This is a genomic window from Brevundimonas nasdae, from assembly GCF_019395145.1.
In the GTDB taxonomy this organism is placed as follows: domain Bacteria; phylum Pseudomonadota; class Alphaproteobacteria; order Caulobacterales; family Caulobacteraceae; genus Brevundimonas; species Brevundimonas nasdae.
Genome location: NZ_CP080034.1, coordinates 3,689,217 through 3,715,956 on the forward strand (window position 1 = coordinate 3,689,217; position 26,740 = coordinate 3,715,956).

25 protein-coding genes and 1 pseudogene are annotated in these 26,740 nt (G+C 68.0%); 23 read left to right on the forward strand and 3 right to left on the reverse strand.

Translation table 11 applies throughout. The annotated features are described in order from the left end of the window. Positions 1-127 precede the first annotated feature (127 nt). Entirely contained in the window at positions 128-1,021 is an 894-nt protein-coding gene (locus KWG56_RS17965) for a LysR family transcriptional regulator (RefSeq protein ID WP_219353177.1), read from the reverse strand. Between the two features lie 125 nt (positions 1,022-1,146). Between KWG56_RS17965 and KWG56_RS17970 the strand changes: the two genes are divergently transcribed. From KWG56_RS17970 to mmsB, 5 genes are all read left to right on the forward strand, one after another. Continuing rightward, on the forward strand, positions 1,147-2,649 hold the full coding sequence (locus KWG56_RS17970; protein ID WP_219353178.1) for a CoA-acylating methylmalonate-semialdehyde dehydrogenase: 1,503 nt from the start codon (positions 1,147-1,149) through the stop codon (positions 2,647-2,649). Between the two features lie 136 nt (positions 2,650-2,785). Continuing rightward, a complete protein-coding gene (locus KWG56_RS17975) occupies positions 2,786-3,925 on the forward strand; it encodes an isobutyryl-CoA dehydrogenase (RefSeq protein WP_219353179.1) in 1,140 nt (379 codons plus the stop codon). Positions 3,926-3,952: 27 nt separating this feature from the next. After that, entirely contained in the window at positions 3,953-4,678 is a 726-nt protein-coding gene (locus tag KWG56_RS17980) for a hypothetical protein (protein WP_219353180.1), read from the forward strand. Next, positions 4,675-5,739 carry an enoyl-CoA hydratase/isomerase family protein gene (locus tag KWG56_RS17985; RefSeq protein WP_244999573.1) on the forward strand — a complete coding sequence of 355 codons (1,065 nt, stop codon included), beginning with the start codon at positions 4,675-4,677 and terminating at the stop codon, positions 5,737-5,739. The genes KWG56_RS17980 and KWG56_RS17985 overlap by 4 nt, the downstream gene beginning before the upstream one ends. A gap of 29 nt (positions 5,740-5,768) precedes the next feature. After that, positions 5,769-6,662, forward strand: coding sequence for a 3-hydroxyisobutyrate dehydrogenase (gene mmsB, locus KWG56_RS17990; protein ID WP_219353181.1), 894 nt, complete (start codon positions 5,769-5,771; stop codon positions 6,660-6,662). Positions 6,663-6,737: 75 nt separating this feature from the next. On the opposite strand, the gene KWG56_RS17995 is transcribed toward mmsB, so the two are convergent. Then, entirely contained in the window at positions 6,738-7,112 is a 375-nt protein-coding gene (locus tag KWG56_RS17995; RefSeq protein ID WP_219353182.1) for a hypothetical protein, read from the reverse strand. Between the two features lie 227 nt (positions 7,113-7,339). Here KWG56_RS17995 and KWG56_RS18000 point away from each other — a divergent pair, with 227 nt between their 5' ends. The 15 genes and pseudogenes from KWG56_RS18000 to KWG56_RS18070 all read left to right on the forward strand — a co-directional run bounded on the left by KWG56_RS18000 (position 7,340) and on the right by KWG56_RS18070 (position 23,080). After that, positions 7,340-7,684 (forward strand): hypothetical protein, encoded by a 345-nt coding sequence (locus KWG56_RS18000; RefSeq protein WP_219353183.1) that lies wholly within the window; start codon positions 7,340-7,342, stop codon positions 7,682-7,684. Then, complete coding sequence (locus KWG56_RS18005; RefSeq protein WP_201100062.1) at positions 7,684-8,364, forward strand: response regulator transcription factor; 681 nt, start codon at positions 7,684-7,686, stop codon at positions 8,362-8,364. Before KWG56_RS18000 ends, KWG56_RS18005 begins: the two co-directional genes overlap by 1 nt. Continuing rightward, positions 8,361-9,806 (forward strand): sensor histidine kinase, encoded by a 1,446-nt coding sequence (locus KWG56_RS18010; protein WP_201100063.1) that lies wholly within the window; start codon positions 8,361-8,363, stop codon positions 9,804-9,806. The genes KWG56_RS18005 and KWG56_RS18010 overlap by 4 nt, the downstream gene beginning before the upstream one ends. 70 nt (positions 9,807-9,876) lie before the next feature. Then, positions 9,877-10,698, forward strand: coding sequence for a c-type cytochrome biogenesis protein CcmI (gene ccmI / locus KWG56_RS18015; protein ID WP_219353184.1), 822 nt, complete (start codon positions 9,877-9,879; stop codon positions 10,696-10,698). Between the two features lie 70 nt (positions 10,699-10,768). After that, complete coding sequence (gene ccmE, locus KWG56_RS18020; RefSeq protein WP_219353185.1) at positions 10,769-11,266, forward strand: cytochrome c maturation protein CcmE; 498 nt, start codon at positions 10,769-10,771, stop codon at positions 11,264-11,266. Beyond that, positions 11,263-13,251: a heme lyase CcmF/NrfE family subunit gene (locus KWG56_RS18025; protein ID WP_219353186.1), complete on the forward strand. Its 1,989-nt coding sequence runs from the start codon at positions 11,263-11,265 to the stop codon at positions 13,249-13,251. Before ccmE ends, KWG56_RS18025 begins: the two co-directional genes overlap by 4 nt. Then, the gene (locus tag KWG56_RS18030; RefSeq protein WP_244999574.1) at positions 13,248-13,754 is read left to right on the forward strand and encodes a cytochrome c-type biogenesis protein; all 507 of its coding nucleotides are present in this window, start codon (positions 13,248-13,250) and stop codon (positions 13,752-13,754) included. The genes KWG56_RS18025 and KWG56_RS18030 overlap by 4 nt, the downstream gene beginning before the upstream one ends. Positions 13,755-13,861: 107 nt before the next feature. Continuing rightward, entirely contained in the window at positions 13,862-15,409 is a 1,548-nt protein-coding gene (locus KWG56_RS18035; protein ID WP_201100068.1) for a Do family serine endopeptidase, read from the forward strand. Positions 15,410-15,493: 84 nt separating this feature from the next. Next, entirely contained in the window at positions 15,494-16,165 is a 672-nt protein-coding gene (locus tag KWG56_RS18040) for a response regulator transcription factor (RefSeq protein WP_201100069.1), read from the forward strand. 136 nt (positions 16,166-16,301) lie between these two features. Further along, positions 16,302-17,723 (forward strand): sensor histidine kinase, encoded by a 1,422-nt coding sequence (locus KWG56_RS18045; protein ID WP_219353187.1) that lies wholly within the window; start codon positions 16,302-16,304, stop codon positions 17,721-17,723. Between the two features lie 25 nt (positions 17,724-17,748). Beyond that, the gene (locus tag KWG56_RS18050) at positions 17,749-20,634 is read left to right on the forward strand and encodes a bifunctional [glutamine synthetase] adenylyltransferase/[glutamine synthetase]-adenylyl-L-tyrosine phosphorylase (RefSeq protein ID WP_219355357.1); all 2,886 of its coding nucleotides are present in this window, start codon (positions 17,749-17,751) and stop codon (positions 20,632-20,634) included. A 75-nt stretch (positions 20,635-20,709) separates the two neighbouring features. Then, positions 20,710-21,387, forward strand: a complete 678-nt coding sequence (locus tag KWG56_RS18055) for an EF-hand domain-containing protein (protein ID WP_219353188.1) — start codon at positions 20,710-20,712, stop codon at positions 21,385-21,387. A 183-nt stretch (positions 21,388-21,570) separates the two neighbouring features. Next, positions 21,571-22,161 (forward strand): annotated as a pseudogene (locus KWG56_RS18060) (RNA polymerase sigma factor); the annotation flags it as partial. Continuing rightward, the gene (locus KWG56_RS18065; RefSeq protein ID WP_219353189.1) at positions 22,158-22,568 is read left to right on the forward strand and encodes a hypothetical protein; all 411 of its coding nucleotides are present in this window, start codon (positions 22,158-22,160) and stop codon (positions 22,566-22,568) included. The pseudogene KWG56_RS18060 and the gene KWG56_RS18065, both read left to right, overlap by 4 nt. After that, on the forward strand, positions 22,565-23,080 hold the full coding sequence (locus tag KWG56_RS18070) for a periplasmic heavy metal sensor (protein WP_201100075.1): 516 nt from the start codon (positions 22,565-22,567) through the stop codon (positions 23,078-23,080). The genes KWG56_RS18065 and KWG56_RS18070 overlap by 4 nt, the downstream gene beginning before the upstream one ends. On the opposite strand, the gene KWG56_RS18075 is transcribed toward KWG56_RS18070, so the two are convergent. Then, positions 23,081-23,758 (reverse strand): bifunctional 4-hydroxy-2-oxoglutarate aldolase/2-dehydro-3-deoxy-phosphogluconate aldolase, encoded by a 678-nt coding sequence (locus tag KWG56_RS18075; RefSeq protein ID WP_219353190.1) that lies wholly within the window; start codon positions 23,756-23,758, stop codon positions 23,081-23,083. It lies immediately after the preceding gene. A gap of 243 nt (positions 23,759-24,001) precedes the next feature. Between KWG56_RS18075 and KWG56_RS18080 the strand changes: the two genes are divergently transcribed. From KWG56_RS18080 to KWG56_RS18090, 3 genes are all read left to right on the forward strand, one after another. After that, entirely contained in the window at positions 24,002-24,259 is a 258-nt protein-coding gene (locus KWG56_RS18080) for an Lrp/AsnC ligand binding domain-containing protein (protein ID WP_201100077.1), read from the forward strand. Positions 24,260-24,340: 81 nt separating this feature from the next. Then, complete coding sequence (locus KWG56_RS18085; RefSeq protein ID WP_219353191.1) at positions 24,341-25,525, forward strand: acyl-CoA dehydrogenase family protein; 1,185 nt, start codon at positions 24,341-24,343, stop codon at positions 25,523-25,525. A gap of 3 nt (positions 25,526-25,528) precedes the next feature. After that, positions 25,529-26,647 carry an acyl-CoA dehydrogenase family protein gene (locus tag KWG56_RS18090; RefSeq protein WP_219353192.1) on the forward strand — a complete coding sequence of 373 codons (1,119 nt, stop codon included), beginning with the start codon at positions 25,529-25,531 and terminating at the stop codon, positions 26,645-26,647. The last annotated feature ends 93 nt before the right edge of the window (positions 26,648-26,740 follow it).

The following is a 26,740-nucleotide window of genomic DNA, read 5'->3' on the forward strand; positions in this document are numbered from 1 at the left end:
CAGGAGGCGTGCATCCCACATCGAATGCATCCAGCGTTGCTTTCGCGGTCCTGGGTTCCGGGTTCTTCGCTTCGCTCAGCCCCGGAAGGACGCGTTCGTAAGCCGATCATCTGAATGTCGCTGGAACCTAACCGCCTGTGGAGCCGCAGGGGTTCAGCCGGTTCGCCTGATCGGCGCACAACTGCCGGAGCCAGTGGCGGATGGCGCGCAGGCGGGCGGTGTCGTGGATGTCGCGGTGGGCGCTGAGCCAGAAGCGCCGGGTCAGAAGCACCGCGTCCGGCAGCAGACGCGTCAGGCCCTCGGCCAGGAAACAGGGCAGGACGCCGATCCCCCCGCCCGCCGCGATGATCTCACGCTGGGCGCGGATGGACGAACTGGCCAGATGCGGGCGCAGGCCGGGCAGCACCTCGTCCAGATAGCGCAGCTCTGACGCGTAGATCAGGTCGTCGACATAGCCGACGACGGCATGGCCGCGCAGATCTTCGACCGACCCGGGCGCTCCCGCGCGAGCCAGATATTCAGGCGCGGCGTAGAGGGCCAGCTGGTATCCGGTCAGGGGCTCGACCCACAGGCGGGCGGCGTCGGGCGGGCTGAGGGTCACGGCCAGATCTACCTCGCGCCGGGATGGGGACAGGAAGCCGGGATTGGCGGCCAGTTCGACGCGGACGTCCGGCCTCTGTTCGACCAGACGCGGCAGGGCGGGGGCCAGTATGGCCGAGCCGAAGCCTTCTGAGGCGCTGATGCGGACAATCCCGCCCGCGGAATCCTGAAGTCCCAGTTGAGCGGCGGCGGTCATGGCCCGTTCCGCCGCCGCGATGACGTCCAGAAACTCGGCCCCCGCCGAGGTCAGCTGCAACCCCGAGGCCGAGCGCACGATCAGGGTCGCCTTCAGCGTCGTCTCCAGCCGCGACACGCGCCGCCCGACCGTCGCCGCATCCACGCCCAGCCGCTGGGCCGCGCGGCTGAGAGATCCCGCGCGGGCGGCCTCGACGAAGATGTGGGCGTCTTCCCAGTCGAACATGGTGATGCATCTGTGCGTAAGTGTGATTGCATATTTGCATTACGCCGTCCGCGCCGGGGTTGCTATGTCCTTGGGCAAGGGACTTCAGAGCCCATCGGGACGAACGTTAGAAAAGGAAGATCGCCATGCGCGACATTCGCCATTTCATCGACGGTGCGGCGTTCGAGGGCGCATCCGGCCGCTTCAGCGACGTGTTCGATCCCAATACGGGCGAGGTTCAGGCCCGCGTGCAACTGGCCACGACCGGCGAGGTCGATCGCGCCGTCCAGGCCGCCCAGAACGCCTTTGACGGCTGGGCCAGCACCAATCCCCAGCGCCGCGCCCGCGTCATGTTCGAGTTCAAACGCCTGGTCGAGGCGAACATGAACGAACTGGCCGAACTGCTGTCCAGCGAGCACGGCAAGGTCATCGCTGACTCCAAGGGCGACATCCAGCGCGGTCTGGAGGTGATCGAGTTCGCCTGCGGCATCCCCCATGCGTTGAAGGGCGAATACACCTGGGGCGCCGGGCCGGGCATCGACGTCTATTCCATGCGCCAGCCGCTGGGCGTGGTGGCGGGCATCACCCCGTTCAACTTCCCGGCCATGATCCCGATGTGGATGTTCGGCGTGGCCATCGCCGTGGGCAACACCTTCGTGCTGAAGCCGTCGGAGCGGGATCCGTCGGTGCCCGTGCGCCTGGCCGAGCTGATGCTGGAAGCGGGCGCGCCTAATGGCGTGCTGAACGTGGTGCATGGCGACAAGACGGCGGTGGACGCCATCCTGACCCATCCGCTGGTCCATGCCGTCAGCTTCGTCGGTTCGTCCGACATCGCCCACTATGTCTATCAGACGGGCGCTGCCAACCATAAGCGCGTCCAGGCCATGGGCGGGGCCAAGAACCACGGCATCGTCCTGCCTGACGCCGACATGGACCAGGTCATCAAGGATCTTTCGGGCGCCGCCTACGGCTCGGCGGGCGAGCGCTGCATGGCGCTTCCGGTCGTGGTGCCGGTCGGCAAGAAGACGGCGGATGAGCTGCGTGAGCGGATGGTGGCGGAAATCCCCACGATGCGGGTCGGCGTCTCAACCGACGCGGGCGCCCACTATGGCCCCGTGGTCACCGCCCAGCACCGCGACCGTATCGCCGGCTGGATCGAGAAGGGCGTCCAGGAAGGCGCCGAACTGGTCGTCGACGGCCGCGACTTCAGCCTGCAGGGGCACGAGAAGGGCTATTTCATCGGCCCGTCGCTGTTCGACCATGTGAAGCCCGAGATGTCGTCCTATCAGGAGGAGATCTTCGGCCCGGTGCTGCAGATCGTGCGCGCCGAGACGTTCGAGGAGGCGCTGGCCCTGCCGTCGAACCACCAGTACGGCAACGGCGTCGCCATCTTCACCCAGAACGGCCGCGCGGCCCGCGACTTCGCCGCCCGCGTCAATGTCGGCATGGTTGGGATCAACGTGCCCATCCCCGTGCCGGTCGCCTATCACACCTTCGGCGGCTGGAAGCGGTCGGCCTTCGGCGACATCAACCAGCACGGCATGGAGGGCGTCCGCTTCTGGACCAAGACCAAGACCGTCACCGCCCGCTGGCCGGACTCAGAACTGGAACACGCGGATTCGTCGTTCGTCATTCCGACGATGCGCTGATTTTTTGATCCGTCACCCTCGGGCTTGACCCGAGGGCCGGATTGTCCGCCGCTAATGCGACGACGGGGGCGCACTGAGCGCTCCCGCGTCTGATCCTCGGATCAAGTCCGAGGATGACGGAGCAGGTTTAGAGATCATGGACTTCGCCCTTACCGACGATCAGCGCGCCATTCAGGACGCGGCCTGCGCCTTTTCCGACGCCGAATTGGCGCCCCATTCGGCCCGCTGGGACGAAGACAAGCACTTCCCCGTCGATGTGATGAAACAGGCGGCCGAGATGGGCTTCTGCGGCATCTACACCGGCGAGGAGCACGGCGGCATGGCCCTGGGCCGGGTCGAGGCGGCGCTGATCTTCGAAGAGTTGTCGCGCGGCGACGTGGCGACGGCGGCCTTCATCTCGATCCACAATATGGCGACCTGGATGATCGACCGGTTCGGCGCCGACGATCTGCGCGGGCGGTTCGTCGGCGATCTGGTCGGCATGGACAAGATCGCCAGCTATTGCCTGACCGAGCCGGGCTCGGGGTCGGATGCGGCGGCGCTGCGGACCACGGCGGTGCGGGACGGCGATCATTATGTGCTGAACGGGTCCAAGGCCTTCATCTCGGGCGCGGGGACCAGCGATGTCTACGTCGTCATGGTCCGCACGGGCGGCGAGGGGCCGAAAGGGGTTTCCGCCATTGTGGTCGAGGCCGGGACGCCCGGCCTGTCGTTCGGGGCGCAGGAAAAGAAGATGGGCTGGAACGCCCAGCCGACCGCCATCGTCCAGTTCGACGACTGCCGCGTGCCGGTCGCCAATCTGTTGGGCGAAGAGGGGGCGGGCTTCCGCTACGCCATGGCCGGGCTGGACGGCGGGCGCCTGAACATCGCCGCCTGTTCGCTGGGCGGGGCGCGGCTGGCGCTGGAGACGGCGCAGGCCTATGTCGCCACCCGCAAACAGTTCGGCAAGCCGCTGGGCGAGTTTCAGGCGCTTCAGTTCCGTCTGGCCGACATGGCGACGGACCTTGAGGCGGCGCGTCTGATGGTGCTGCGCGGCGCCTGGGCCATCGACAACGACCACCCGGAAAAGACCAAATGGTGCGCCATGGCCAAGCGCCTGGCCACCGACGCCTGTTTCCAGATCGCCGACGAGGCGCTGCAGCTTCACGGCGGATACGGCTATCTGAAGGATTATCCGCTGGAACGGATCGTGCGTGACCTGCGGGTTCACCGCATCCTTGAAGGCACGAACGAGATCATGCGCGTGATTATCGCGCGGGAGTTGTCTAGAGCTTAGGGGCCATTCAGCAGATCATTGGGGAGATTGAAGGTGAAAACCAGCACTCTGGTCGCGTCCGCCGCTCTTATCATCGCTTTGACGCCGGCAGCCTATGCTCGGGCGCAGTCGGTGCAGGAAATCGTTGTCACCGCAACTCGCGCGGCAACGTGGGACGCAGATGACGTACCGACGATTCAACTGCCGCGCCGTGCGGACAATCTGATCGTAGAGGTGCGCGTTGTGAACGATACGCGTGATACGGTCGGGCGGCGGTCGGAGATCACCCAAACCCTGCGCCGGATGAGCCAACTGGCCGCAAGCCGTTCGGACATCGCCCTGTCGATCGACAATGACGGTCTTCTGGTTCCCCTGACCGAAAACATGGTCTCCACCCTGACGCTGGGTGTGGACGGCAATCGGGCGGACACAAGCGTGGCGCGTGTGATCGTCAAGACCCCGATCCGTACGGATGACACTCTGGATCGGGCATCAGGGCGGATTGAAGCCTTCGTTAAAGGCGTGGAGCAGGCGGGGCGCTCGCTGGCGACAATTTCGGGAAGCTGGAATCTGTCGCTTATCGATCCTCCTCAATACAGGCCGGCCATCCTGACCCTCTTGGCGACGGATTCGCGAAGCGTGGCCGCCACCTTTGGCGAGGGCTACGCTGTTGAGGTGGATGGGTTGTCCAATCAGGTGACGTGGCGCCAGTCCGGTCCGCTCGAACTCAGCCTGTTCATTCCTTACAAGATGAAAGTGACGCCCAAGCCGTGACAGTCCCCCCCGCGTTGGACCCCGAAATCATCACCCGCGTCGACAACGGCGTCGGTCGGATCACGTTGAACCGGCCCAAGGCGATCCATGCGCTGAACCGTTCGATGTGCGAGGCGATGATCGCGGCCCTGCTGGCGTGGCGTGACGATGCGGCGGTGAAGTCCGTGCTGATCGACCATGCGGGCGAGCGCGGATTCTGCGCGGGCGGGGACATCCGCATGATCGCCGACAGCGGCGCGGGTGACGGCGTGGACGCGAAGGCCTTCTTCCTGAGCGAATACCGGCTGAACGACCTGATGTTCGGATACGCCAAGCCGATCACGGCCATCGTGGACGGGATCGTCATGGGCGGCGGTGTCGGGATTTCGGAGCCGGCGGATGTCCGCATCGCTACCGAGCGCACCACCTACGCCATGCCGGAGACGGGCATCGGCCTGTATCCCGAGGTCGGGGGCGGCTGGTTCCTGCCGCGCCTGCCGGGCCAGACCGGCGTGTGGATCGGCCTGACGGGCGCGCGGCTGAAGGCGGCGGACACGGTGGCCCTGGGCATCCACACCCATTTCGTGCCGTCTGAGGCTGTAGAGGCCTTGAAGACCGACCTGTTGGCCGAGGCGGCTGATCCCGCCGCGGTGGCGGCGCGCCATGGCCGGGACGCGGGGCCTGCGCCCCTGCTTACGCGTCGCGAAGCCATCGACCGGCTGTTCGCCTTCGACACGGTGGAAGAGATTTTCGCAGCCCTTGAAGCCGACGGATCGGATTGGGCGCTGGCGCAACTGGCGACGCTGAAGACCAAGTCGCCGACCTCGCTGAAGGTCACCCTGCGCCATATCCGCGAGGGGGCGAAGGCCGCGTCGTTCAGCGACAACATGGCCGTCGAATACGCCGTCAGCGGCCGGATCGGCGCCACCCACGACTTTCAGGAAGGCGTGCGGGCCGTGATCGTGGACAAGGATAATGCGCCCAGATGGTCCCCGGCGGACCTGTCGGGCGTTACGCAGGCGACGCTGGACGCCCTGTTCGCGCCCCTGGCCGACAACGAAAAATGGACGCCGCTGGCCTGACCGCGACGCCGCAAATAGGGAGAGAGACCATGACCAAGATCGCCTTCATCGGCCTGGGCAACATGGGCGGGGGCATGGCGGCGAACCAGGCCAAGGCGGGCCATGCGGTCGCCGCCTTCGACCTGTCGCCCAGCGCGCTGGAGCGGGCCGCGTCCCAGGGTTGCACGCCCGTCGGATCGGTGGCTGAGGCGGTCAAGGACGCCGAGGTGGTGATCACCATGCTGCCCGCCGGTCCGCATGTGCTGAGCGTCTATTCCGAGCAGATCATCGGCGTGGCCCCGGCCAGCGCCCTGCTGCTGGATTGTTCGACCATCGACGTCGAGACGGCGCGCAAGGTCGCCGGTCTGGCCAAGGCGGCGGGCTACGCCTTCGCCGATGCGCCGGTGTCGGGCGGCACGGCGGCGGCGGATGCGGGGACCCTGGCCTTCATGGTCGGCAGCGACGAAGGCGACTTCGCCCGCGTCGAAACCGCGCTGGAGCCGATGAGCCGCATCACCATCCGCGCGGGCGAGCACGGCGCCGGGCAGGCGGCCAAGATCTGCAACAACATGCTGCTGGGCATTTCGATGCTGGGCACGTGCGAGGCCATCGCCCTGGCGGAGAAGCTGGGTCTGGACCCGGAGCGGTTCTTTGAGATCGCGTCCAAATCCTCGGGCCAGTGCTGGAGCGTCAGCAGCTATTACCCCTGGCCCGGCCCGGTGCCGACGGCGCCGTCCAATCGCGGCTATCAGGGCGGGTTCGCCACGGCCATGATGCTGAAGGACCTGAAACTGGCCCAGGATGCGGCGGCCAAGTCGGGCGCCTCCACGCCGATGGGCGCGCAGGCCGAGGCGCTGTATGCCCTGTTCGACGGCATGGGCCACGGCGGGCGCGACTTTTCGGCCATGCTGCAATTGCTGCGCGGCCAAGCGGGCGAACTGTAATGAAGAAGGGCGCGATCCGTTCGGACCGCGCCCTGTTCAACCTCCCGTGACAGGGAGAACCGGGAGGCTGAAAGCTTAACCCCTGCGCGGAGCGTTGTAGCCGTAGCGGTCGTAGCGGACCTGGGCCGACAGGCGGTCATAGCGGCGGTCCAGATCGGCCCGCTGCCAGGAGGACAGGCCGCTGCGCCGGTAGTCGGCTTCCAGACGCTTCAGCGCATTGAACTCGCCGCGCAGGCGGTAGGCTTCGCGGTTGCTGATCTGACCCGAGCGGACAGCGCGGTCGATGCGGCGGTCCAGTTCGGCCTGACGGGCGCCGATCGACTGCCAGGAGCCGTAGCTGACCTGATAGGCGGGGGCGCGGCTGGGGGCGTGGCCATACGACTGGGCGGCGGCGGGCAGGGCGACCGCAGCAGCGGCCAGAGCAAGGGCGGGAATGACGAAGTTCCGCATGACAGTCTCCTTGAGCGTCGGGCCGGTCGGGGTGACCAGCGATGAGCACAGATGACCATCCGGCGGCTGATCCCGACCTGAACAGGCACGCTCAGGGACGGTTCATCTAGATGAGAAATCGGCAAGGTTGCGCACTGATCCGCCGCGGGGATGCTGGCGTTGCACGCGCGATGACCTATACAAGTCATTCAGCACCCGTTCAGAAGATCAGGATTAGACAGGCGATCATGTTCAGCAAAGCCGCCAGTCTTATCGTCGCCGTCGCGACCCTGGCCTTCGCCCCTGTCATGACGACAGAGGCGGTCGCCCAGTCCCGCGACCAACGTCAACAGCAGTCGGATGACGACCGCCGCGCCCCTCCGCGCGTCAGTCCTGACGAGGCGCGCCGCAGCGCCGGTCAGTACGGCCGACCCATCGACACCCAGCCGCGCCGTGACGGCAACTACAGCGTTCTGGTCGAACGCGACGGCCGTGTGCGCGACGTGGTCGTCGACGGCCAGACCGGACGCCCGCGTCAGGGCGACAACAATAATTCGAACAACAACAACGACCCGCGTCGCAGGCCGAACTGATGCGTATTCTTCTGGTTGAAGACGACGTGGATCTGTCGCGTCAGCTCAAGAACGCCCTGGCGGACGCCGGTTATGCGGTCGATCATGCGGCGGATGGCGAGGAAGCCCATTATCTGGGCGACACCGAACCCTATGACGTCATCGTGCTGGACCTGGGTCTGCCGCGCATCGACGGTGTGTCTGTGCTGGAGCGCTGGCGCCGGGACGGCAAGACCACGCCGGTCCTGATCCTGACCGCGCGCGGCGCCTGGTCGGACAAGGTGTCGGGCTTCGACGCCGGGGCCGACGACTATCTGACCAAGCCCTTCCACACCGAAGAGCTTCTGGCGCGTCTGCGGGCCCTGCTGCGCCGTTCGGCGGGCATCGCTTCGGCGACCCTGTCGTGCGGCGGTCTGAGGCTTGATCCGCGCGCCGCACGCGCCAGCGTCAACGGCGAGCCGCTGCGCCTGACCAGTCTGGAATACCGGCTGCTGCATTACATGATGATGCATCAGGGCCGGGTCATCAGCCGCACGGAGCTGGTCGAACACCTGTATGATCAGGACTTCGATCGGGATTCCAACACCATCGAGGTCTTCATCGGCCGCGTGCGCAAGAAGGTCGGGTCCGACCGGATCGAGACCGTGCGCGGTCTGGGCTACCGCCTGACGCCTCTGGCGGGCGAGACCGAAGCGGCGTGAACGACACGGCGCCTGTTCGGTCGGGCGGTTTTGACTGGGGGCGTCTGTTCGGGCGGCCCGGCCAGTCGCTGACCCGCAGGCTGATCTGGCTGGCCTCGACCTGGATTCTGCTGGCCTTGGTGATCGCGGCCCTGGCCCTGACCCACGCCTTTCAGGAATCAGCCCTGCGTCGTCTGGGCAATATGCTCAATGAGACGATCGACGAGATCGTCGTCGCCGCCAGCCGCACCCCGCCCGGCGAACGGGTCGAACAGATCCAGGACGCCCGGACCCTGCGTCTGCTGTCGGGCAAATACTGGCAGATTCTGGAGGTTCAGCCCGACGGGCGACTGACGCCGCTGGCGCGTTCGACCTCGCTCTGGAACTATGATCTGAACCTGCCCGCCGACCTGCCGCAACGGCTGGAGCGGGTGCTCGGCGACGTCATCACCTTCAACACCGACGGCCCCAAGGACGAGCCGAAGAAGCCGGAGCCCCTGCGGGTCGCGGCGTCGATGAAGACCATTCCGCGCCATGACCGGCCGATCATCTTCCTGGCCGCGCTGGACCGGTCGGAGGTCGATGCGGACACGCGCCAGTTCGCCACCCTGACGTGGATCGCGCTGCTGGTCATGGGGGCGGGGCTGGTGTCGGCGGTCTTCATTCAGGTGCGGTTCGGTCTGCGACCGCTGTTCGACCTGCGCAACGAGATCGCCGCCGTGCGCAAGGGCCGCGCGGCGCGGATCGTTCACGACTATCCGCTGGAGATCCAGCCGCTGGCCGAGCAGGTGAACCGCCTGCTGGATCACAATCAGGAGGTCGTGGACCGCCAGCGCACCCATGTCGGCAATCTGGCCCATGCGCTGAAGACGCCGATCTCGGTCATGCTGGCCGAGGCGGGGACGCAGGAGGGCGCGCTGCCTGAACTGGTGCGCCGCCAGACCAAGGTCATGCAGGGCCAGGTCGACCACCACCTGCGCCGGGCGCGGGCGGCGGCGCGCGCGGCGCATGGCCTGGGCGAAAAGACGCCGGTGCCGGAGGTTCTGGACGAACTGGCGGTCATGATCGAACAGGTCTTCCGCGCCAAGGATGTCGAAATCGACTGGCGCGCGCCCGACGAACTGGCCTTCCTGGGCGAGCGTCAGGACCTGCAGGAGATACTGGGCAATCTGATCGAGAACGCCGCCAAGTTCAGCCGCCGCCGCGTGCGGGTTTCGGCGGGCGCCAGCGGCCTGGGCCAGATGGTGGTGGTGGTCGAGGACGACGGCCCCGGCCTGCCCGCCGACCAGCGTGACGAGGTGATCAAGCGCGGTTCGCGGCTGGACGAAAGCGCGCCCGGTTCGGGGCTGGGCCTGTCCATCGTTGATGATCTGACGCGGGCCTATGGCGGACGACTGACCCTGAGCGACAGCGACATGGGCGGCCTGAAGGCGGTGCTGGAGCTGCCTGCGGCCGAGACCTGATCCGCGCTGCATCGAAGCAGGACGCAACTGCCGCTCGCCCACTTCGGTCTGATGGGTTAGACGGCCAGGCATGATCGCCTTCTGGATGATGACGGGACTGGCCGCGGCCCTGGCGGGGCTGCTGGTGCTGGCTGGCGCACGGCGGGGCGCCGACGCGGCGGTCGAGGCCGACAGCGACGCGGGGACGCGTGAACTGGACGAACTGGATCGGCTGAAGGCGCGCGGCCTGCTGGACGACGCGGCCCATGCGGCGGCGCGGGCCGAGGCGGGACGACGGTTGCTGGCGCAAGGTGCGGCGGCGCCGCGCCCTGTCGCGGGATCAAAGGATCGGCTGTGGGTGCTGGGCGGGCTCGCCGCAGCCGTGGCCGCCGCGCTGGGTCTGTATGTCGCCACCGGCTGGCCCGGCCTGCCGGATCAGGCCTATGAAACCCGCGTGGACGCCTGGTCGACCCAGTTGGAGACGCTGGAGCCCGCGCAACTGGCCGCCGTCACCGCGCGCGTGGTCAAGGAACGCCCCGGCGACCGACAGGCGCTGGCCATGCTGGGCGCGGCCCGGTTTGCGGCGGACGATCCGCTGGGCGCCGCCTCGGCGTTTCGTCGCCTGATCGAACTGGACCCTAAGGACGCCCAGGCCTGGGCGCGGCTGGGGGAAAGTCTGGTGCGGGCCAATGACGGCAAGGTCGGCGGCGACGCCGAGGCCGCCTTCATCCAGGCCGTGAAACTGGACCCTGAACAGCTGGGCGCGCGTTTCTTCCTGGGCGAGGCGGCGTTGAGCCGGGGCGACGCGGCGGCGGTGCGGGTCATGTGGTCGCCGTTGATCGCCGCGCTGGAGCCGACCGATCCGCGCCGGATCGATCTGGAGCGCCGGATGCCGAAGGCGGGGGCGGAATGACACGTTGGTTGGCTGAAGCGACGCCGGTATATGCGGGCGGTCTGTCCTCCGTTGTCGGAACCTCTGTCGCATGAGCTGGCTGCCCAAATCGCCGAAGGCGCGTCGCCGCCTGTGGGTCGTCGCCGCCGTGACGCCGATCCTGGCCCTGGCCGTCGGCCTGTCGCTGTGGGCCATGCAGGACAGCGTGACCTTCTTCTATTCCCCGTCCGAAGCCACGGCGGACAAGGCGCCGGAAGGCCGCAACATCCGTCTGGGCGGGCTGGTCGAGGCGGGCAGCGTGCACAAGTCCGGCGACGGGGTGGTCATCTTCGCCGTCACCGACAACGCCGCCACGACCCGAGTCGTCTATCACGGCGACCTGCCCGACCTGTTCCGCGAGGGGCAGGGGATCGTGGCGCAGGGGGCGTTCACCGCCGACCGCACCTTCCACGCCAGTCAGGTCCTGGCCAAGCACGACGAGAACTACATGCCGCGCGAGGTCGCCGACCGCCTGAAGGAAAAGGGCGAGTGGCGGCCTGACGGCGCGCCGTCGCAGGGCGAAATCCGTCAGGGAGCCTCGTCCCTGTGATCGCCGAGTTCGGGGCGTTCGCCCTTGCGCTGGCATTGGCGCTTTCTCTTCTTCAGACGGCCCTGTCGACGGCGGCGCGCGTGCGGCGCAGCCCGGTTCTGGCGGGCGCAGGCCAGGGGGCGGCCCTGGCGGCGGCGGGCGCGATCGCCCTGGCCTTCGCGGCCCTGATCTTCGCCTTTGTCGTGTCCGACTTCTCGGTCTCGAATGTGGCGGCCAACAGCCACACCGACAAGCCGATGCTGTACAAGGTGGCGGGCGCCTGGGGCAGCCACGAAGGCTCGCTTCTGCTGTGGTGCCTGGTCCTGACCGTGTTCGGGGGCGCGCTGGCGCGGGCGCGCGGCCTGCCGTTCGGGCTGAAGGCGTCGGCGGTGGCGGTGCAGGGGGCGCTGGGGTCGCTGTTCCTGGCCTTTGCCGTCTTCACCTCCAGCCCCTTCACCCGTCTGGACCCCGCGCCGTTCCAGGGCGCGTCGCTGAACCCGCTGCTGCAGGACCCGGCCCTGGCGGTGCATCCGCCGCTGCTCTACGCGGGCTATGTCGGGTTTTCGGTCTGTTTCTCGCTGGCGGTCGCGGCCCTGATCGAGGGGCGGGCGCAGACGGCCTTCTGGCCCGCATGGGGACGCTGGGTGCGGCCCTGGGCCCTGGCCAGCTGGGCCTTGCTGACGGTCGGCATCACCCTGGGGTCGTTCTGGGCCTATTATGAACTGGGCTGGGGCGGCTGGTGGTTCTGGGATCCGGTGGAGAACGCCTCCTTCATGCCGTGGCTGGCGGGCGCGGCCCTGTTGCACAGCGCGGTGGTGACCGAGCGGCGCGGGGCGCTGGCGGGTTGGACGGTGTTCCTGGCCCTGCTGGCCTTCACCTTCTCGATGCTGGGCGCCTTCCTGGTGCGGTCCGGCGTGCTGACCAGCGTTCACGCCTTCGCCGTCGATCCCCAGCGGGGCATGATGCTGCTGGCGATCCTGGGCATTGCATCCGGGGCGGCCTTCGTCCTGTTCGCCTGGCGGGCGCCGCAGTTGAAGGGCGGGGGCCTGTTCGCGCCGGTCAGCCGCGAGGGCGCGCTGGTGCTGAACAACCTGTTCCTGACGGCGGCGGCGGCGACGGTGCTGCTGGGCACCCTGTATCCGCTGATCCTGGAGGCCGCGTCCGGCGCGACCATTTCCGTGGGACCGCCCTATTTCGCCGCCACCTTCACGCCGCTGATGATGGTGGCCTTCGTCATCCTGCCCGCCGGTCCGCTGCTGGCGTGGAAGCGGGGCGATCTGCGGGGGGCGATGCAGAGGCTGGCCGTCGCGGCGGGTCTGTCCATTCTGGCCGCTCTCGCCGCCTACGCCCTGTGGGAGCCGAGAAAGGCCTTCGCCGCCGCCGGGATCGGCATGGGGGCCTGGCTGATCGCAGGGTCTCTGGCCGAGGTGGCCGAACGGGCCAGGCTGTTCCGCGCCTCGGGCGCCGAGGTGATGCGTCGCCTGAAGGGTCTGCCGCTGGGCGCCTGGGGCATGACCCTGGCGCATCTGGGGCTGGGGGTCTTCATCCTGGGGGCTGTGGTCGAGACCGGCTTCAAGGCCGAGGCGGCGCGCGCCCTGACCATCGGCCAGAGCGTGTCAGCGGGGCCGTGGACGGTGACGCTGGACGAGGTGCGTGTGGTCGAGGGTCCGAACTATCTGGCGGAGCAGGGGCGTCTGACCGTGCGTCCGTCCAATGACCGTGGCCGCGCCGAGACCATCACCGCCGAGCGCCGCTTCTTCCCCGCAGGCGGCCAGACGACGACCGAGGTCGGTCTGGATTTCCGGGGTCTGGACGACGTCTATGTGGTGATCGGCGAGCGGGCGGGCAGTCCGGCCGAACCGGCCTGGGTGGTGCGTCTGTACTGGAACCCGTGGGCGCGGCTGATCTTCCTGGGGCCGACGATCATGGCTCTGGGCGGGCTGTTGTCCCTGCTGGACCGGCGGCTGCGCGTGGGCGTGGGTTCGCGCAAAAGGAAGACGGCGTGAGGCGTCCGCTGGTCCTGATGGCCGCACCCCTGCTGGCGGTGATGCTGACGGCGGCGGAGCCACCGGCCGCCTTGGATCGTCCGCTGACGGATGCGGGGCAGGAGGCCCGTGCCCAGGCCCTGTTCAAGGACGTGCGCTGCGTCGTCTGCCAGCATGAGTCCATCGCCGACAGCCCGGCGGGCGTGGCGGGCGACATGCGCCGCCTGATCCGCGAAGAGATCGCATCGGGCGCCACCGATCAGCAGGTGCGCGACGATCTGGTGCGGCGGTTCGGCGACTATGTGCTGTTCACCCCGCCGGTTCGGGCGGGAACCTGGCTGCTGTGGTTCGGTCCGTTCGCCTTGATCGCGCTGGCTGCATTGATTTTGGTCCTGCGTTCACGGCGACGTGCAGTTGAAACGACGCCGCTTTCGCCCGAAGAAGAGGCTCGACTGGACGAAGTTCTCCGAAATGAGAAGCTTCGCCGCGATCCTGACGCAACCTCGCCTCACGACGGGCGCTAGTCAGGGCCAACCATTGATCGTCACAATTGGCGTCAGGCCGGTTGAGACTATATCAAAAGCGAACACGGGGCCCGCTCGGTCCCGGACAGAGGATCGCAAGGACCACGATGCTGAAGCGCAAAGAGTTCATTCTCGGGGCCGCGGCCGGCCTGACCCTGGCGGCGGCGGCGACCGCCGGCGGCGTCATCAACTGGCCCGGGGCGCACGCTGATCCGCAGGCGGTGAACCGCTTGACCCCGGTTCCGGCCACGGGCGACGCCTTCACCCCGCCGCCGGGCGCGCCCAGCAGCTTCGCCGACATCTTCGAACAGGTCGCGCCCGCCGTGGTGCAGATCGACGTCAAGGTGCCGGTCACGCCGCAATCCGGCGCCTTCCAGATCCCAGGCCTGCCGTTCCAGTTCGCCCCGCCGCAGGGCCGCGGACGTCAGGGCCAGGACGCCGAGCCGCAGACGACGCAAGGCGCCGGTTCGGGCTTCTTCATCTCGCAGGACGGCTTCATCGTCACCAACAACCACGTCGTCGCCGACGCCACCGAGATCAAGGTGAAGATGTCGGACGGGCGCGAACTGCCCGCGCGCCTGATCGGCCGCGACGCCGCCACCGACCTGGCGGTCATCAAGGTGGACGGTTCGAACTTCAAATACGTCAGCTTCGAAGAAACGGCTGACCCGCGCGTCGGCGACTGGGTCATCGCCATCGGCAACCCGTTCGGTCTGGGCGGCACGGCGACGGCGGGCATCGTTTCGGCCAAGGCGCGCGACATCGGCGGCAGCGAAAATCCCTACACCGACTTCCTGCAGATCGACGCCGCCATCAACCGGGGCAACTCGGGCGGTCCGACCTTCGACATTCACGGCCGCGTGATCGGCGTGAACTCGGCCATCTATTCGCCGACGGGCGGATCGGTCGGCATCGGCTTCGCCATTCCGGCGGAGACGGCCAAGACCATCACCTCGCGCCTGATGAGCGGCCAGACGATCGAGCGCGGTTATCTGGGCGTGCAGATCATCACCCTGAGCGACGAATACCGCGAAAGCCTGGGCCTGGCCGCCTCGACCAAGGGGGCCTATGTCGCCGAGGTCACGGCGGACGCGCCCGCCGCGCGCGGGGGCCTGAAGGCGGGCGACGTGGTCGTGGCCCTGAACGGCCGTCCGATCCAGACCTCGACTGAACTGACCCGTGCGGTCGGCAACGCCAAGCCGGGCGACACCCTGCGTCTGGACGTGCTGCGCGACGGCGGTCGTCAGACCGTCACCGTGCGTTCGGGCACGCGCCCCAGCAACCTGTCGACCTCGACGGCGGGTGAAGACGAGGGCGCGGAAACGCCCGGCAAGCCCAGCGCAACGGCGGGCGAAGTGGTCGAAGGTCTGACCGTCGCCCCCATCAGCGCGGCGCTCCGCACCCGCTATGAACTGCCCGCCGATGTTCAGGGCGTGGTCGTTACGGCGGTGGATCAGTCCTCGCGCGCGGCCCGCATGAGCTTCCAGCCGGGTCTGGTCATCATCCAGGCCAACGGTCGTTCGGTCAGTTCGGTCGCCGACCTGAAGGGCGCGGTCCAGACGGTCAAGAGCGCAGGCCGTCCGGGCATTCTGCTGCTGGTCCGCACCCCGCGTGGCAACACGCCGGTGGTCCTGCCGCTGACAGGCGGCGAGTGATTGGTTTTCTGACCAAGGCTTAACTCACTGAATCGCCGCCGATGGGTTACCATCGGCGGCGATTTTGATTCCGGAGAGGGCTGAATGCGTATTCTGGTGGTCGAGGATGACGCCGAAGCGGCGACCGCCATGGTGCGGGGACTGTCCGAGGCCGGACATGATGTGACCCACGCCGTGGACGGCGCCTTTGGCCTGCTTGAGGCGCAAAAGGGCGGCTACGACGTCTATGTGGTGGATCGGATGATGCCGCGTCTGGACGGCGTGGGCATGGTCGAGATGGTCAGGAAGGGCGGCGATCAGACGCCGGTCCTGTTCCTGTCCGCCCTGGGCGAGGTCGAGGACCGCGTCACGGGCCTGAAGGCGGGCGCCGACGACTATCTGGTCAAACCCTACGCCTTCGCCGAACTGATTGCGCGGGTCGAGGCCCTGGCGCGCCGTCGTGAGACGGGCGGGGTGCAGACGGTGCTGAAGGTCGGTGATCTTGAGATGAACCTGATCGCCCGTACCGTGCATCGCGGCGACAGGGAGATCGACCTGCAGCCGCGCGAGTTCCAGTTGCTGGAGTTCCTGATGCGCCACGCCGGTCAGTCGGTGACGCGCACCATGCTGCTGGAGAAGGTGTGGGAATACCACTTCGACCCACAGACCAACGTCATCGACGTCCACATCAGCCGCCTGCGCTCCAAGATCGACAAGGGCTTCGACAAGGCCATGCTGCAGACCGTGCGCGGGGCGGGATACAGGCTGGAGGCGTGAGGCTGGTGATGAGTGGCGAGTGGCGAGTGGCGAGAGGGTGAGGAGCGTCTGGCGCAAACATGAGGTCAGGGGCCGAAACGCTCCTGTGCGCCGGTTTGCTCGCCACTCGTCACTCGCCGCTCACCACTAAATCCCCATGCGCCTTCCATCCCTCCTTCGCCGCACCCCCTTCCGGCTGACGCTGCTGTTTCTGGCGCTGTTCGTGGCGGCGGCGGGGGCGATCCTGGCCTATGTCTATTTCGCCTCGGCGTCGGAGGCGCAGTCGCGGGCGCGGACGGATGTTGAAACCGAGCTGGGCGCACTGACGGCGATCCATCGGACACGCGGAATCGACGCCCTGAACCAGGCGCTGGTGGAGCGGTCGATCCGGGGCGGGCCCTATCTCTATCTGCTGTCCGATCCCGGCGGAAAGACGATCACGGGCAATATCACTGAGTCCCCCATCGACATCGACGAGACCCTGCCGGTCGGCCAGGGCGACTGGGAGACGTTCCGACTGACGGACACCGATCCGTCGGGCAAGGTTCAACGTCGCCGCGCGATCGGCGTGGTCATGACCCTGACGGGGGGCGAGCATCTGTTCGTCGGTCAGGACATCGGCGACATCGAGGAATATCTGGCGCGCCTGACCCAGGCCCTGTGGGGGGCGATGGCCCTGGTCATGCTGCTGGGCCTGGCGGGCGGGCTCTATATCAGCCGCAAGGTCGAACAGGCGATGGCCGGGCTGAATCAGGTGGTTCAGGCGGTGCAGGAGGGCGACCTGAAACAGCGGGCGCCGGTGCGTCACTCGGGCGATGAACTGGACGAGCTGGGCCAGGGGCTGAACCTCATGCTGGACCGGCTGGAGGCGTCGATGGCCTCGATCCGGCACGCGGGCGACGCCATCGCTCATGACCTGCGCTCGCCCCTGACGCGGATGCGGGCCAAGCTTGAGGTGGCGCTGATCGACGCCGAGGCGGGCAAGATCGACGGGGTGGATGCACTGGGCATCGCGCTGGACGAAGCCGACCACCTGTTGAAGACCTTCAACACGGTTCTGGCCATCGCGCGTCTGCAGGCGGGCGGGGCGCCGGACCCGAAGGTGATCGACGCCGCCGATCTGGCCGCCGACATGGCCGAGCTTTACGAGCCTGCCGCCGAGGACAAGGAGATCGACTTCTCGGCCGAGGTCGAGAAGGGACTGATGATCGAGGGCAACCAGCCCTTCCTGGCCCAGGCCCTGGCCAACATCATCGACAACGCCATCAAATACACGCCTGCGGGCGGGGCGGTGAAGCTGCGGGCGCGCAGGCGCTCCTCGGGCGAGATCGAATATTCCGTCACCGACACCGGCCCCGGCGTGCCTGAGGAGGACCGTGAGCGCGTCGTCCAGCGGTTCGTGCGCCTGGACAACAGCCGCACCGAGCCGGGATCGGGCCTTGGCCTGTCGCTGGTGACGGCGGTGGCCGAGGCGCACGGCGGGCGGGTGGTGCTGGACGAAGGACCGGGCGCATACGGCGATTTCGGTCCGGGTCTGCGGGTGGCGCTGGTCCTGCCCCCGGCGCCGGGAAATCCATAAGCGAAAGAGTCGAATGCCCACGCAAATGTCCCGGCCGCTGTTTGAAATTCTGAAACCCGCCGGTCCCGTCCACAGCCCTGGCGCGGCGGAACGGCTGCATGAGGCTCTGGTCGAGGCGGCGACCGCTGACGGCTGGCTGGAGGTGCTGACTGCCGCCTGGCCCGCCCTGGCGACGGTGGCGGGGGCGTCGCCCTATCTGTCAGGCCTGATGCGGCGGCGGCCCGCGCAGCTGCGGCGGATTCTGGAGAGCGATCCGGACCGGCATCTGGAGGTCATCATCGCCGAAACGGACGCGCTGACCGGCGATGCGGAGGCGATGAAGTCGCCGCTGCGTGTCTTGAAGGCGGACCTGCATCTGCTGACGGCGCTGGCCGATCTGGGCGGTGTCTGGGGGTTGGACCCGGTGACGGCGGCCCTGTCGCGGTTCGCCGACGCCGCCTGCCGTGCCGCGTTGCGGGCGGTGGGCAATGAGCAGCGCGACAAGGGCAGGCTGCTGACCGCGCCCGACGATTCACGCGGCCCCGTGCCCGGCCTGTTCGGTTTGGCCATGGGCAAGCATGGCGCCAACGAGCTGAACTATTCCTCGGACATCGACATCTCGCTCTTCTACGAGCCGCGCCTGCTGACGCTGGCCCTGCGCGAAGGCGTGGAGATGCAGGATTTCGTCAACCGCGCCGCCAGGGTGCTGGCCACCCTGCTGACCGAGCGGACGGCGGACGGATACGTCTTCCGGGTCGATCTGAGGCTGCGGCCCGATCCGTCCTCGACCCCGCCGGTGGTCGCAGCGCCTGCCGCCCTGGGTTACTATGAAAGCGTCGGTCAGAACTGGGAGCGGGCTGCCTTCATCAAGGCGCGGCCGGTGCTGGGCGACATGCGGGCGGCGGCCCGGTTCCTGAAGGCGATGATCCCCTTCATCTGGCGGCGAAGCCTGGACTACGCCGCCGTGCTGGACATTCAGTCGATCAAGAAACAGATCCACACCTACAAGACCGGCGAGGGGCTGCAGGCGGCGGGCGCCAATCTGAAACTGGGGCGCGGCGGCATTCGCGAGATCGAATTCTACGCCCAGACGCAGCAGCTGATCCTGGGCGGGCGCCATCCCGAGCTGCGGGCGCCGCGCACGCTGGACGCCCTGGCTGCGCTGTCGCAGGCAGGCCATGTACCGCCGCAGGTCGCCGAAGAGCTGTCCGCCGCCTATGTCGAATTGCGCGGGCTGGAGCACCGCGTGCAGATGCTGGACGACGAGCAGACGCACAAACTGCCGGTCGACGCCGAACGGCGCGGCGCGGTGGCGGCGCTGGCGGGCGAGGGCGATCTGGCGCGGTTCGATGCGGGGATCGAAGACCTGCTGGTCCGGGTCAACACCCGCTATGGCGAGTTGTTCGAGGGCGGCGAGGAGCTGGATTCGCCCTATGGCAGTCTGGTCTTCACCGGCGTCGAGAACGACCCCGAGACGCTGGAGACGCTGAAGCGGATGGGCTTCACCGAGGCGCCGACTGTGTCCGACACCATCCGCAGCTGGCACCACGGCCGCATCCCCGCGACCCGGACGGCGCGCGGGCGCGAGCTGTTCACCCGGCTGGCGCCGCGTCTGCTGCAGGCGCTGGCGCGGACGGGGGCGCCGGATGACGCCTTTCGCCGTTTCGCCACCTTCTTCTCGGGACTGGCGGCGGGGGTGCAGGTGCAGGCCCTGTTCCTGAACCAGCCCAAGCTGTTCAACATGGTGCTGGGGGTGATGGCCTTTGCGCCCCGACTGGCGCGCCAGCTGGGCCGCCAGCCCGCCGCGCTGGACGGGATTCTGGACGCGCGGTTCCTGACGGACCTGTCGGAAGACACCGGTCTGGTCGAACAGATGATCCGCGAGGCCGAGGAGGAGGGCGATTTCGAGGGGGCCATGAACGCCGTGCGCCGCCTGCACCGCGAACAGATGTTCCGCATCGGCATCCACGCCATCAGCGGGCGGACCGGGCCGGAAGAAGCCGGACGCGCCTATGCCGCCCTGGCCGACGCCGCCATGCGGACCCTGGCCCCGGCGGCCCTGGCCGAGACGGAGCGTCTGGGCGGCGCCTTCCCCGGCGGCGCCGTGGCGGTGGTGGCCCTGGGCAAGGCGGGGTCGCGCGAGATGTCGGCGGGATCTGACCTGGACCTGATGACCCTGTACGATGCGCCCGACGGCGTCCTGTCGGAGATCAAGGGCTGGAGCGCCGACGTCTTCTATGTGCGGTTTACCCAGCGGCTGATCTCGGCCCTGTCGGCCCATACGGCCGAGGGCGGGCTTTATGAAGTCGACATGCGGTTGCGGCCCACGGGGTCCAAGGGGCCGGTGTCGGTGCGTCTGGCGCCCTTCGTCGACTATTACGAACATGAGGCCGAGACCTGGGAGTTCATGGTCCTGACCCGCGCGCGCGTCGTCTGGGCCAGCGACCCGGTGTTCGGGGAGCGGGTGTCCCAGACACTGGAGACGGTGCTGCGCCGCCCGCGTCCCGGCGTCGATGTCGGGGCGGATGTGCGCAAGATGCGCGCCCTGATGGACCGCGAGCGGCGTCCGCACGGCTTCTGGGATCTGAAACTGTCGCCGGGCGGGCAGGTGGACGCCGAGTTCGCGGCCCAGTACCGCCAGCTTCAGGCGGCGGCGGCGGGCCAGCCGCTGACGGTGTCCACGCTGAAGGCGCTTCAGGACGATCCGGTGCTGGCCGAGGCGTGGCGCACCCAGCAGCGGATCAACCACCTGCTGTCCGCCGCCTTCGAGGGGCGCGTCGATCCTGAAGCCGAGCCCGAGGTCTTCCGGCTGCGTCTGGCCGAGGCGGTCGGGGCGCCGGATTTCGACACCCTGAAGCATGATCTGACCGATCTGCGCGCACGGGCGCGGACGGCGTTCGAACAGGCCGTTCCGGCGGCGCGCGACGGATAATCTTCGGCTCTCCGTTCAACTTCTCGACAGGGTTGAACAAAGGCCGTCGTCAGGGCGGCTCAAGGAGACCACAAGATGAAAAAGACCATGATCGGCGGCGCCGCCGCCATCGCTCTGGCCGCAGTGTCCGGCATGGCCGTGGCCCAGACGGCTGCTCCTGGCGCCAACCGCGCGCCCAACGCCGCACGCGCGCAGGCGGCGGAACGCTCCGTCACCCAGGCGGAGTTCGTCGAAGGCCGTCTGGCGCGGCTGATCGCCGCCGACACGAACCGCGACGGGACCGTGACGCCGGAAGAAATGCAGGCCGCCCGTCAGGCGCAGCGCACCGAACGTCTGAACCAGCGTTTCGCCAAGCTGGACGCCAATGGCGACGGCTCCATCAGCCGGGCCGAGTTCGACGCCGCCAATGCGCCACGCGCTGAGCGGGGTCCGCGAGCGGAACGGGCGGGGCGATGGACCGGACAGCGCGACGGTCATCGCGGCCCCATGCGTGCGGCGCATCGCGGCGCCCGTGGTCCCGAAGGCGCGCGTGAGCGTGGCCCCATCGTCATCGCCGACGTGCGTGCCAAGCTGACCGAGCAGTTCGCCAAGCTGGACACCAACCACGACGGCGTCCTGACGGCGGCTGAACGTCGCGCAGGCTGGCAGGCGCGAGGGGAGCAACGCCGTGAAGGCCGCGCAGCCCACCGTCAGGGTCTTGGCCAGCATCGTCCGGGGCAACAACCGGCTTCCCCGGCTCCGGCTTCGGAGTAAGAAAGATGTCGGGGTCGTCCGTAGTGCGCGAATCGGTCCCTTTCGCCGCCAGAGCGGAATCGGATGAGTTGGCTGCAAGCCGGTTCAGCCCGGATTTCGCTCCGGCATTTTTTAAGAGCCTGATTCACTGCGTCGGCGAGATCGCGCAACGATCCCGCCTTAGCCGACCAGGCTCGAACGAAAGAGGCTGGATTGGTCGCAGTCGTCGACCCCGACGAGGATTTGGTGCGCCGTGTGGGTCTTGGCGATCCGGCGGCGTCTCAGGCTTTGGTGGAACGCAAGCTGCCGCGCATTCTGGCGTTGGCGCAGCGGATGCTGGGCGACGCCGCCGAGGCCGAGGATGTGGCGCAGGAGGCCATGCTGAAGGCCTGGCGACAGGCGCCGACCTGGCAGGCGGGCAAGGCCAAGTTCGACACCTGGCTGCACCGGGTGGCGCTGAACCTCTGCTACGACCGGCTGAGGCGGCGACGCGAAATCCCGACCGATGCCCCGCCGGATCGACCCGACGAGGGACCGGCGCCGGATCGCGGCCTGCTGGCCGCCGAAACGGGCAGGCGCGTCGATGCGGCGCTGGCCAGACTGCCGGAACGGCAGCGCGAGGCCATCGTGCTGTGCCATTATCAGGAGCTGACCAATATCGAGGCGGCGGCTCTGATGGAGATCAGCGTCGAGGCGCTGGAGAGTTTGTTGTCGCGGGGGCGGCGGGCGTTGCGCGCGGCCCTGGCGGATCTGTCGCCCCGATCTGACGGGCGACGTGCAGGAGACGGACGATGAAGATCGATCGGCTTGAAGTTCTGGCGGAGGCTTATGGCGCGGACCTGAGCCGCTGGCCGGCGCACGAGCGCGCCTTCGCCGAGAGCCTGATCGCGGCGGACCCGGCCGCCCGCGCCGTGCTGGAGGAGGCGGCGGCGCTTGACGCCCTGCTGGACGCCTCGCCGCGCATCGTTCCGTCCGCCGACCTGACTGCGCGGGTGCTGGCGTCGGCGCCGAAGCGCAAGGCGTCGCGCGGTCATCTGGGGCGGGTGTTCTGGATTCTGGGCGCCGGTTGGGCGGCGGCGGCCTGCGCCGGCGTGGTCGCAGGCGTGGGTTTGACATCGCATGTCACGGCCAACGAACGGGCGGACGCCATTCTCTATCAGGCGACGCTGAGCGGCGTTGACGACACCGAGGTTCTGGGATGAGCAACAAGACGCTGAAGATCGCGCTGGCCGTGTCGGTCGCCCTGAACCTGTTCGCGGTGGCGGGCGGCGTGGCCTACGGCGTCAGCAGGGCCCAGGCGGATCGCAAGATCGAGGCCCAGAACAAGCCGGGCCGCCAGGGGCCGTTCGGTGAAATGCTGGCCAGCCTGCCGCAGGATGTGCGCGAGAAGGTCCACACCAGCCTTCGCGAATCCGCCCTGGCCGCCCGCCCCGATTTTGAGGCGGCGCGCGCGGCGCGGCGCGAGGCGGTCGATGTCGCGGGTGCGCCGACGTTCGATGCGGCCAGGGTGCAGGCTTTGCTGGAGCAGTCGCGTTCGGCGGAGTTGCGTGGGCGCGCCCGCCTGGAGAATGACGCCATCGCCGTGCTGGGCGGTCTGACGCCCGAACAGCGCAAGACCCTGTCGCCGATCCTGCAGCGCAAGGGCGGCGTGCACAGGGAGCCGCATCGGGATGGACAGCCGAACCGACCGCCGCACCCCGACACGCGTCACTGATCAGCCCCTGGAGGCGCGGAAGGCGGCGACGGCTTCGACCGTCTTCTTGACCTGAGCCTCGATCCCGGCCCAGTCGCCGGCCTTGACGGCGGCGTCGGTGATCAGCTTGGAGCCCATGCCTGCCGCGACGATGCCGGAGCCGAACCATTTGGCGATGGAGTCCTCGTCCGGGTCGACGCCGCCCGTCGGCATGATCTTGACCCACGGCAGCGGGCCCTTGATCGCCTTGACGAAGTCGGGGCCGCCGACCGACGAGCCGGGGAACAGCTTGACGATGTCGCAGCCCAGTTCGTGCGCGTCACCGATGTCGGTCACCGAGCCGCAGCCGGGGAAATAGGCGACCATGCGGCGGTTGCAGACCTTGGCCACGTCCGGCACCAGGCAGGGGCTGACCACGAAACGCGCGCCCCGGTTCAAATAGAGGGCGGCGGTGCCCGCATCCACGACCGAGCCGATGCCCAACACGATGTCGGGGTCGGTCTTGATCAGTTCACGGTTGATCTCGCCGAACAGGTCGCAGGCGAAGTCGCCGCGGTTGGTGAACTCGACCACCTTGGCGCCGCCGCGCGCGCTGGCGCGGATCACATTCAGGCAGACCTCGGGGTCGGGGTGATAGAAGACGGGGCAGACGCCCTGTTGTTCGAGACCTTTCAGGACGCTGATGCGATCGTGGGCCATGTTCACCTCCGCTTGGTCCCAGCCTGTGGCGAGACCCGTATCTGTTGCAATGACCGGCCGGGCCGGTTCTGCCCGACTGCTTATCCCACGGCAGGGAAAATGCGAACGCGGGCAGGGGCGGGTTTTGCCAGAACGGCGAAACATATTGTTTCACCTGGCCCCAAGGCCGGTTGCAGGGTCTGGCGGCTTACCCGTCACCTCATCATCGGCTAGGAACATCGCACAGCAGAGGACAACCCCGCCATGATGACCGCCATCTTCGTCTTCATCAAATGCGAGTTGGGCTACGCCAATGAGGTGGCGGCCGACATCGTGGACAATGTCGAGAACGTCTCGGAGGTCTATTCCACCTCGGGGCAGCACGACCTGCTGGCCAAGTTCAACCTGCCGCGCGAGGCCGACATCGGCACATTCGTGACCAAAGAGGTCCAGACCCGGCCCCACGTGCGCGATACGTTTACAGTGATAACTTTCTCGCCATTCCTGCCCAAAAAGGGCTGAAAATCAGCCGCTCTTGACCATGCGTAAACTTGGATCGGCTGCTAGCCTTCCGGTCATAAGGACAAGCGGGGAGTAGAGTTGATGAGCGATCTGGAGGTCTTCCGCGCGGAGACGCGGGCCTGGCTGGAGGAGAATTGTCCGGCGGAGGTTCGCGGGCCGATCAAGTCGGAAGCCGAGATGATCTGGGGCGGACGCGACGCGGTCTTCGCGACCCCCGGCCACAAGCTCTGGCTGGAGCGGATGGGCGCACGCGGCTGGACCGCGCCGGAATGGCCCGCCGAATACGGCGGCGGCGGACTGAGCCGTGAAGAGGCCAAGGTGCTGGCGTCCGAACTGCGCCGCATCAAGGCCCAGCCCGCACTGAACAGCTTCGGCGTCTGGATGCTGGGCCCGGCGCTGCTGGCGTTCGGCAGCGAGGAACAGAAGAAGCGTTTCCTGCCCGAGATCGTGCGCGGCGAGATCCGGTGGTGCCAGGGCTATTCCGAGCCGGGCGCAGGGTCTGATCTGGCCTCGATCCAGACCAAGGCCGAGGACCGCGGCGACCACTGGATCGTCAACGGCCAGAAGATCTGGACTTCGTACGCCGACAAGGCCGACTGGATCTTCTGTCTGGTGCGGACCGATCCGGACGCGCCCAAGCACTTGGGCATCAGCTTCGTCCTGTTCGACATGCGCACGCCGGGCGTGACGACGCGCCCCATCACCCTGATCTCGGGCAAGTCGCCCTTCTGCGAGACCTTCTTCGACGACGTGCGCGTGGAGAAGGAGAACCTGGTCGGCACGCTGAACCGGGGCTGGGACGTGGCCAAGCATCTGCTGGCGCACGAACGCACCATGATCGGCGCCATGGGCGAGGTCGCGGGCGGTCGTCCGGTCGGCCAGGTGGCGCTGGATGCTGTGGGTGCTGGCGAAGACGGTCGACTTGACGATCCGATGCTGCGCGCGCGGATCGCCGATCTTGAAATCGACCAGGCCGCCTTCCGTCTGGCGATGGAGCGGGTCGGCGATCAGGTGAAGGCCAAACAGGCGCATCCCGCCATCGCCTCCATGCTGAAATACTATGGCTCGGAGCTGAACAAGCGCCGCCATGAACTGCTGATGGCGGCAGGCGGCGCCGATGCGCTGGAGTGGGAGAGCGAGCGTTCGCGCGGCGGTTCGGCCGCCCGCGACTGGCTGCGCACCAAGGCCAACTCCATCGAGGGCGGGACCAGCGAGGTTCAGCTGAACATCATCGCCAAGCATCTGCTGCAACTGCCGGGAGCCTGAACCATGCCCCTGATCCTGACCGAAGAGCAGACCATGCTGCAGGAGGCCGCCGACGGCTTCCTGAACGATAATGCGCCCATCGCCCATTTCCGCGCCCTGCGCGACAGCCATGACGCCGACGGCGTTTCCCGCGACCTGTGGCGGGCGTTCGGCGAGATGGGTTTCGCCGGCGTCATCATCCCTGAGGCCCACGGCGGCCTGGGACTGGGCGCCGTCGAGGCGGGCGTCATCGCTGAAAGCCTGGGCCGCACCCTGACGCCGTCGCCCTTCATGGGATCGGCCATCCTGTCGGCCAAGGTGCTGACGGACGGCGGGTCCGAGGCGCAGCAGGCGTGGCTGCCCAAGATCGCGGCGGGCGAGGCCATCCTGGCCCTGGCCGTGGACGAGGGCGCCAAACACGCCCCGTCACGCATCAATGCGCGGGCCGAACGTGCGGGCAACGGCTTCAAGCTGAACGGGGCCAAGAGCTTCGTGCTGGACGGCCATGTCGCTGACGCCCTGATCGTGGTGGCCAAGGCGGACGAGGGGACGACCCTGTTCCTGGTCGATCCCAAGGCGGCGGGCGTCGAGATCGAACGCACCATCATGGTCGATGGCCATAACGCTGCGCGCGTCACCCTAAGCGACGTCGCGGTTGATGCGGATGCGGTGATCGGCGAGGTCGGCGGCGGCGAGGCCCTGCTGGACGCAGCCCTGACGCTGGGCCGGGCCTGCGCGGCCTCCAGCCTGACGGGCGCGGGCGATCAGGCGTTCAAGGTGACGCTGGAGTATCTGCGGACCCGCAAACAGTTCGGCAAACTGATCGGCGAGTTCCAGTCCCTGCAGCACCGCGCGGCCCATCTGTTCACCGAACTGGAGCTGTCGCGCGCGGCGGCCCTGGGCGCGCTTCAGGCCATCGACGCGGGGCGTGACGATGCGGCCCTGGCCGCCTCCATCGCCAAGGCCAAAGCCGGGCGCGTCGCCGAACTGGCGGTGCAGGAGGCGGTGCAGATGCACGGCGGCGTCGGCATGACCGACGAGTTCGACGTGGGCCTGTTCATGAAGCGGGTCCGGGTGCTGAACGAACTGCTGGGCGACGCAGGCTTCCACGCCGAACGACTGGCCCAGGCGCAGGGCTTCTAGATCGCATAATCTTGCCCCTTCCCATGCGGCGAAGGGGCAAGGTTTTCGACTTGGTGTGGCGTCTCGCGTCGTGTCGTCCTAGATTTCCCGACA

Coding starts and splice junctions, on each gene's coding strand:
- ccmE (WP_219353185.1), top strand. CDS start 10,769: ATGAGCTGGCTGCCCAAATCGCCGAAGGCGCGTCGCCGCCTGTGGGTC.
- KWG56_RS18085 (WP_219353191.1), top strand. CDS start 24,341: ATGAGCGATCTGGAGGTCTTCCGCGCGGAGACGCGGGCCTGGCTGGAG.
- KWG56_RS18080 (WP_201100077.1), top strand. CDS start 24,002: ATGATGACCGCCATCTTCGTCTTCATCAAATGCGAGTTGGGCTACGCC.
- KWG56_RS17970 (WP_219353178.1), top strand. CDS start 1,147: ATGCGCGACATTCGCCATTTCATCGACGGTGCGGCGTTCGAGGGCGCA.
- KWG56_RS18065 (WP_219353189.1), top strand. CDS start 22,158: ATGAAGATCGATCGGCTTGAAGTTCTGGCGGAGGCTTATGGCGCGGAC.
- KWG56_RS18000 (WP_219353183.1), top strand. CDS start 7,340: ATGTTCAGCAAAGCCGCCAGTCTTATCGTCGCCGTCGCGACCCTGGCC.
- KWG56_RS18075 (WP_219353190.1), bottom strand. CDS start 23,758: ATGGCCCACGATCGCATCAGCGTCCTGAAAGGTCTCGAACAACAGGGC.
- KWG56_RS17965 (WP_219353177.1), bottom strand. CDS start 1,021: ATGTTCGACTGGGAAGACGCCCACATCTTCGTCGAGGCCGCCCGCGCG.
- KWG56_RS17975 (WP_219353179.1), top strand. CDS start 2,786: ATGGACTTCGCCCTTACCGACGATCAGCGCGCCATTCAGGACGCGGCC.
- KWG56_RS17995 (WP_219353182.1), bottom strand. CDS start 7,112: ATGCGGAACTTCGTCATTCCCGCCCTTGCTCTGGCCGCTGCTGCGGTC.
- KWG56_RS18090 (WP_219353192.1), top strand. CDS start 25,529: ATGCCCCTGATCCTGACCGAAGAGCAGACCATGCTGCAGGAGGCCGCC.
- KWG56_RS18070 (WP_201100075.1), top strand. CDS start 22,565: ATGAGCAACAAGACGCTGAAGATCGCGCTGGCCGTGTCGGTCGCCCTG.
- KWG56_RS18005 (WP_201100062.1), top strand. CDS start 7,684: ATGCGTATTCTTCTGGTTGAAGACGACGTGGATCTGTCGCGTCAGCTC.
- KWG56_RS18050 (WP_219355357.1), top strand. CDS start 17,749: ATGTCCCGGCCGCTGTTTGAAATTCTGAAACCCGCCGGTCCCGTCCAC.
- KWG56_RS18040 (WP_201100069.1), top strand. CDS start 15,494: ATGCGTATTCTGGTGGTCGAGGATGACGCCGAAGCGGCGACCGCCATG.
- ccmI (WP_219353184.1), top strand. CDS start 9,877: ATGATCGCCTTCTGGATGATGACGGGACTGGCCGCGGCCCTGGCGGGG.
- KWG56_RS18055 (WP_219353188.1), top strand. CDS start 20,710: ATGAAAAAGACCATGATCGGCGGCGCCGCCGCCATCGCTCTGGCCGCA.
- mmsB (WP_219353181.1), top strand. CDS start 5,769: ATGACCAAGATCGCCTTCATCGGCCTGGGCAACATGGGCGGGGGCATG.
- KWG56_RS18035 (WP_201100068.1), top strand. CDS start 13,862: ATGCTGAAGCGCAAAGAGTTCATTCTCGGGGCCGCGGCCGGCCTGACC.
- KWG56_RS18045 (WP_219353187.1), top strand. CDS start 16,302: ATGCGCCTTCCATCCCTCCTTCGCCGCACCCCCTTCCGGCTGACGCTG.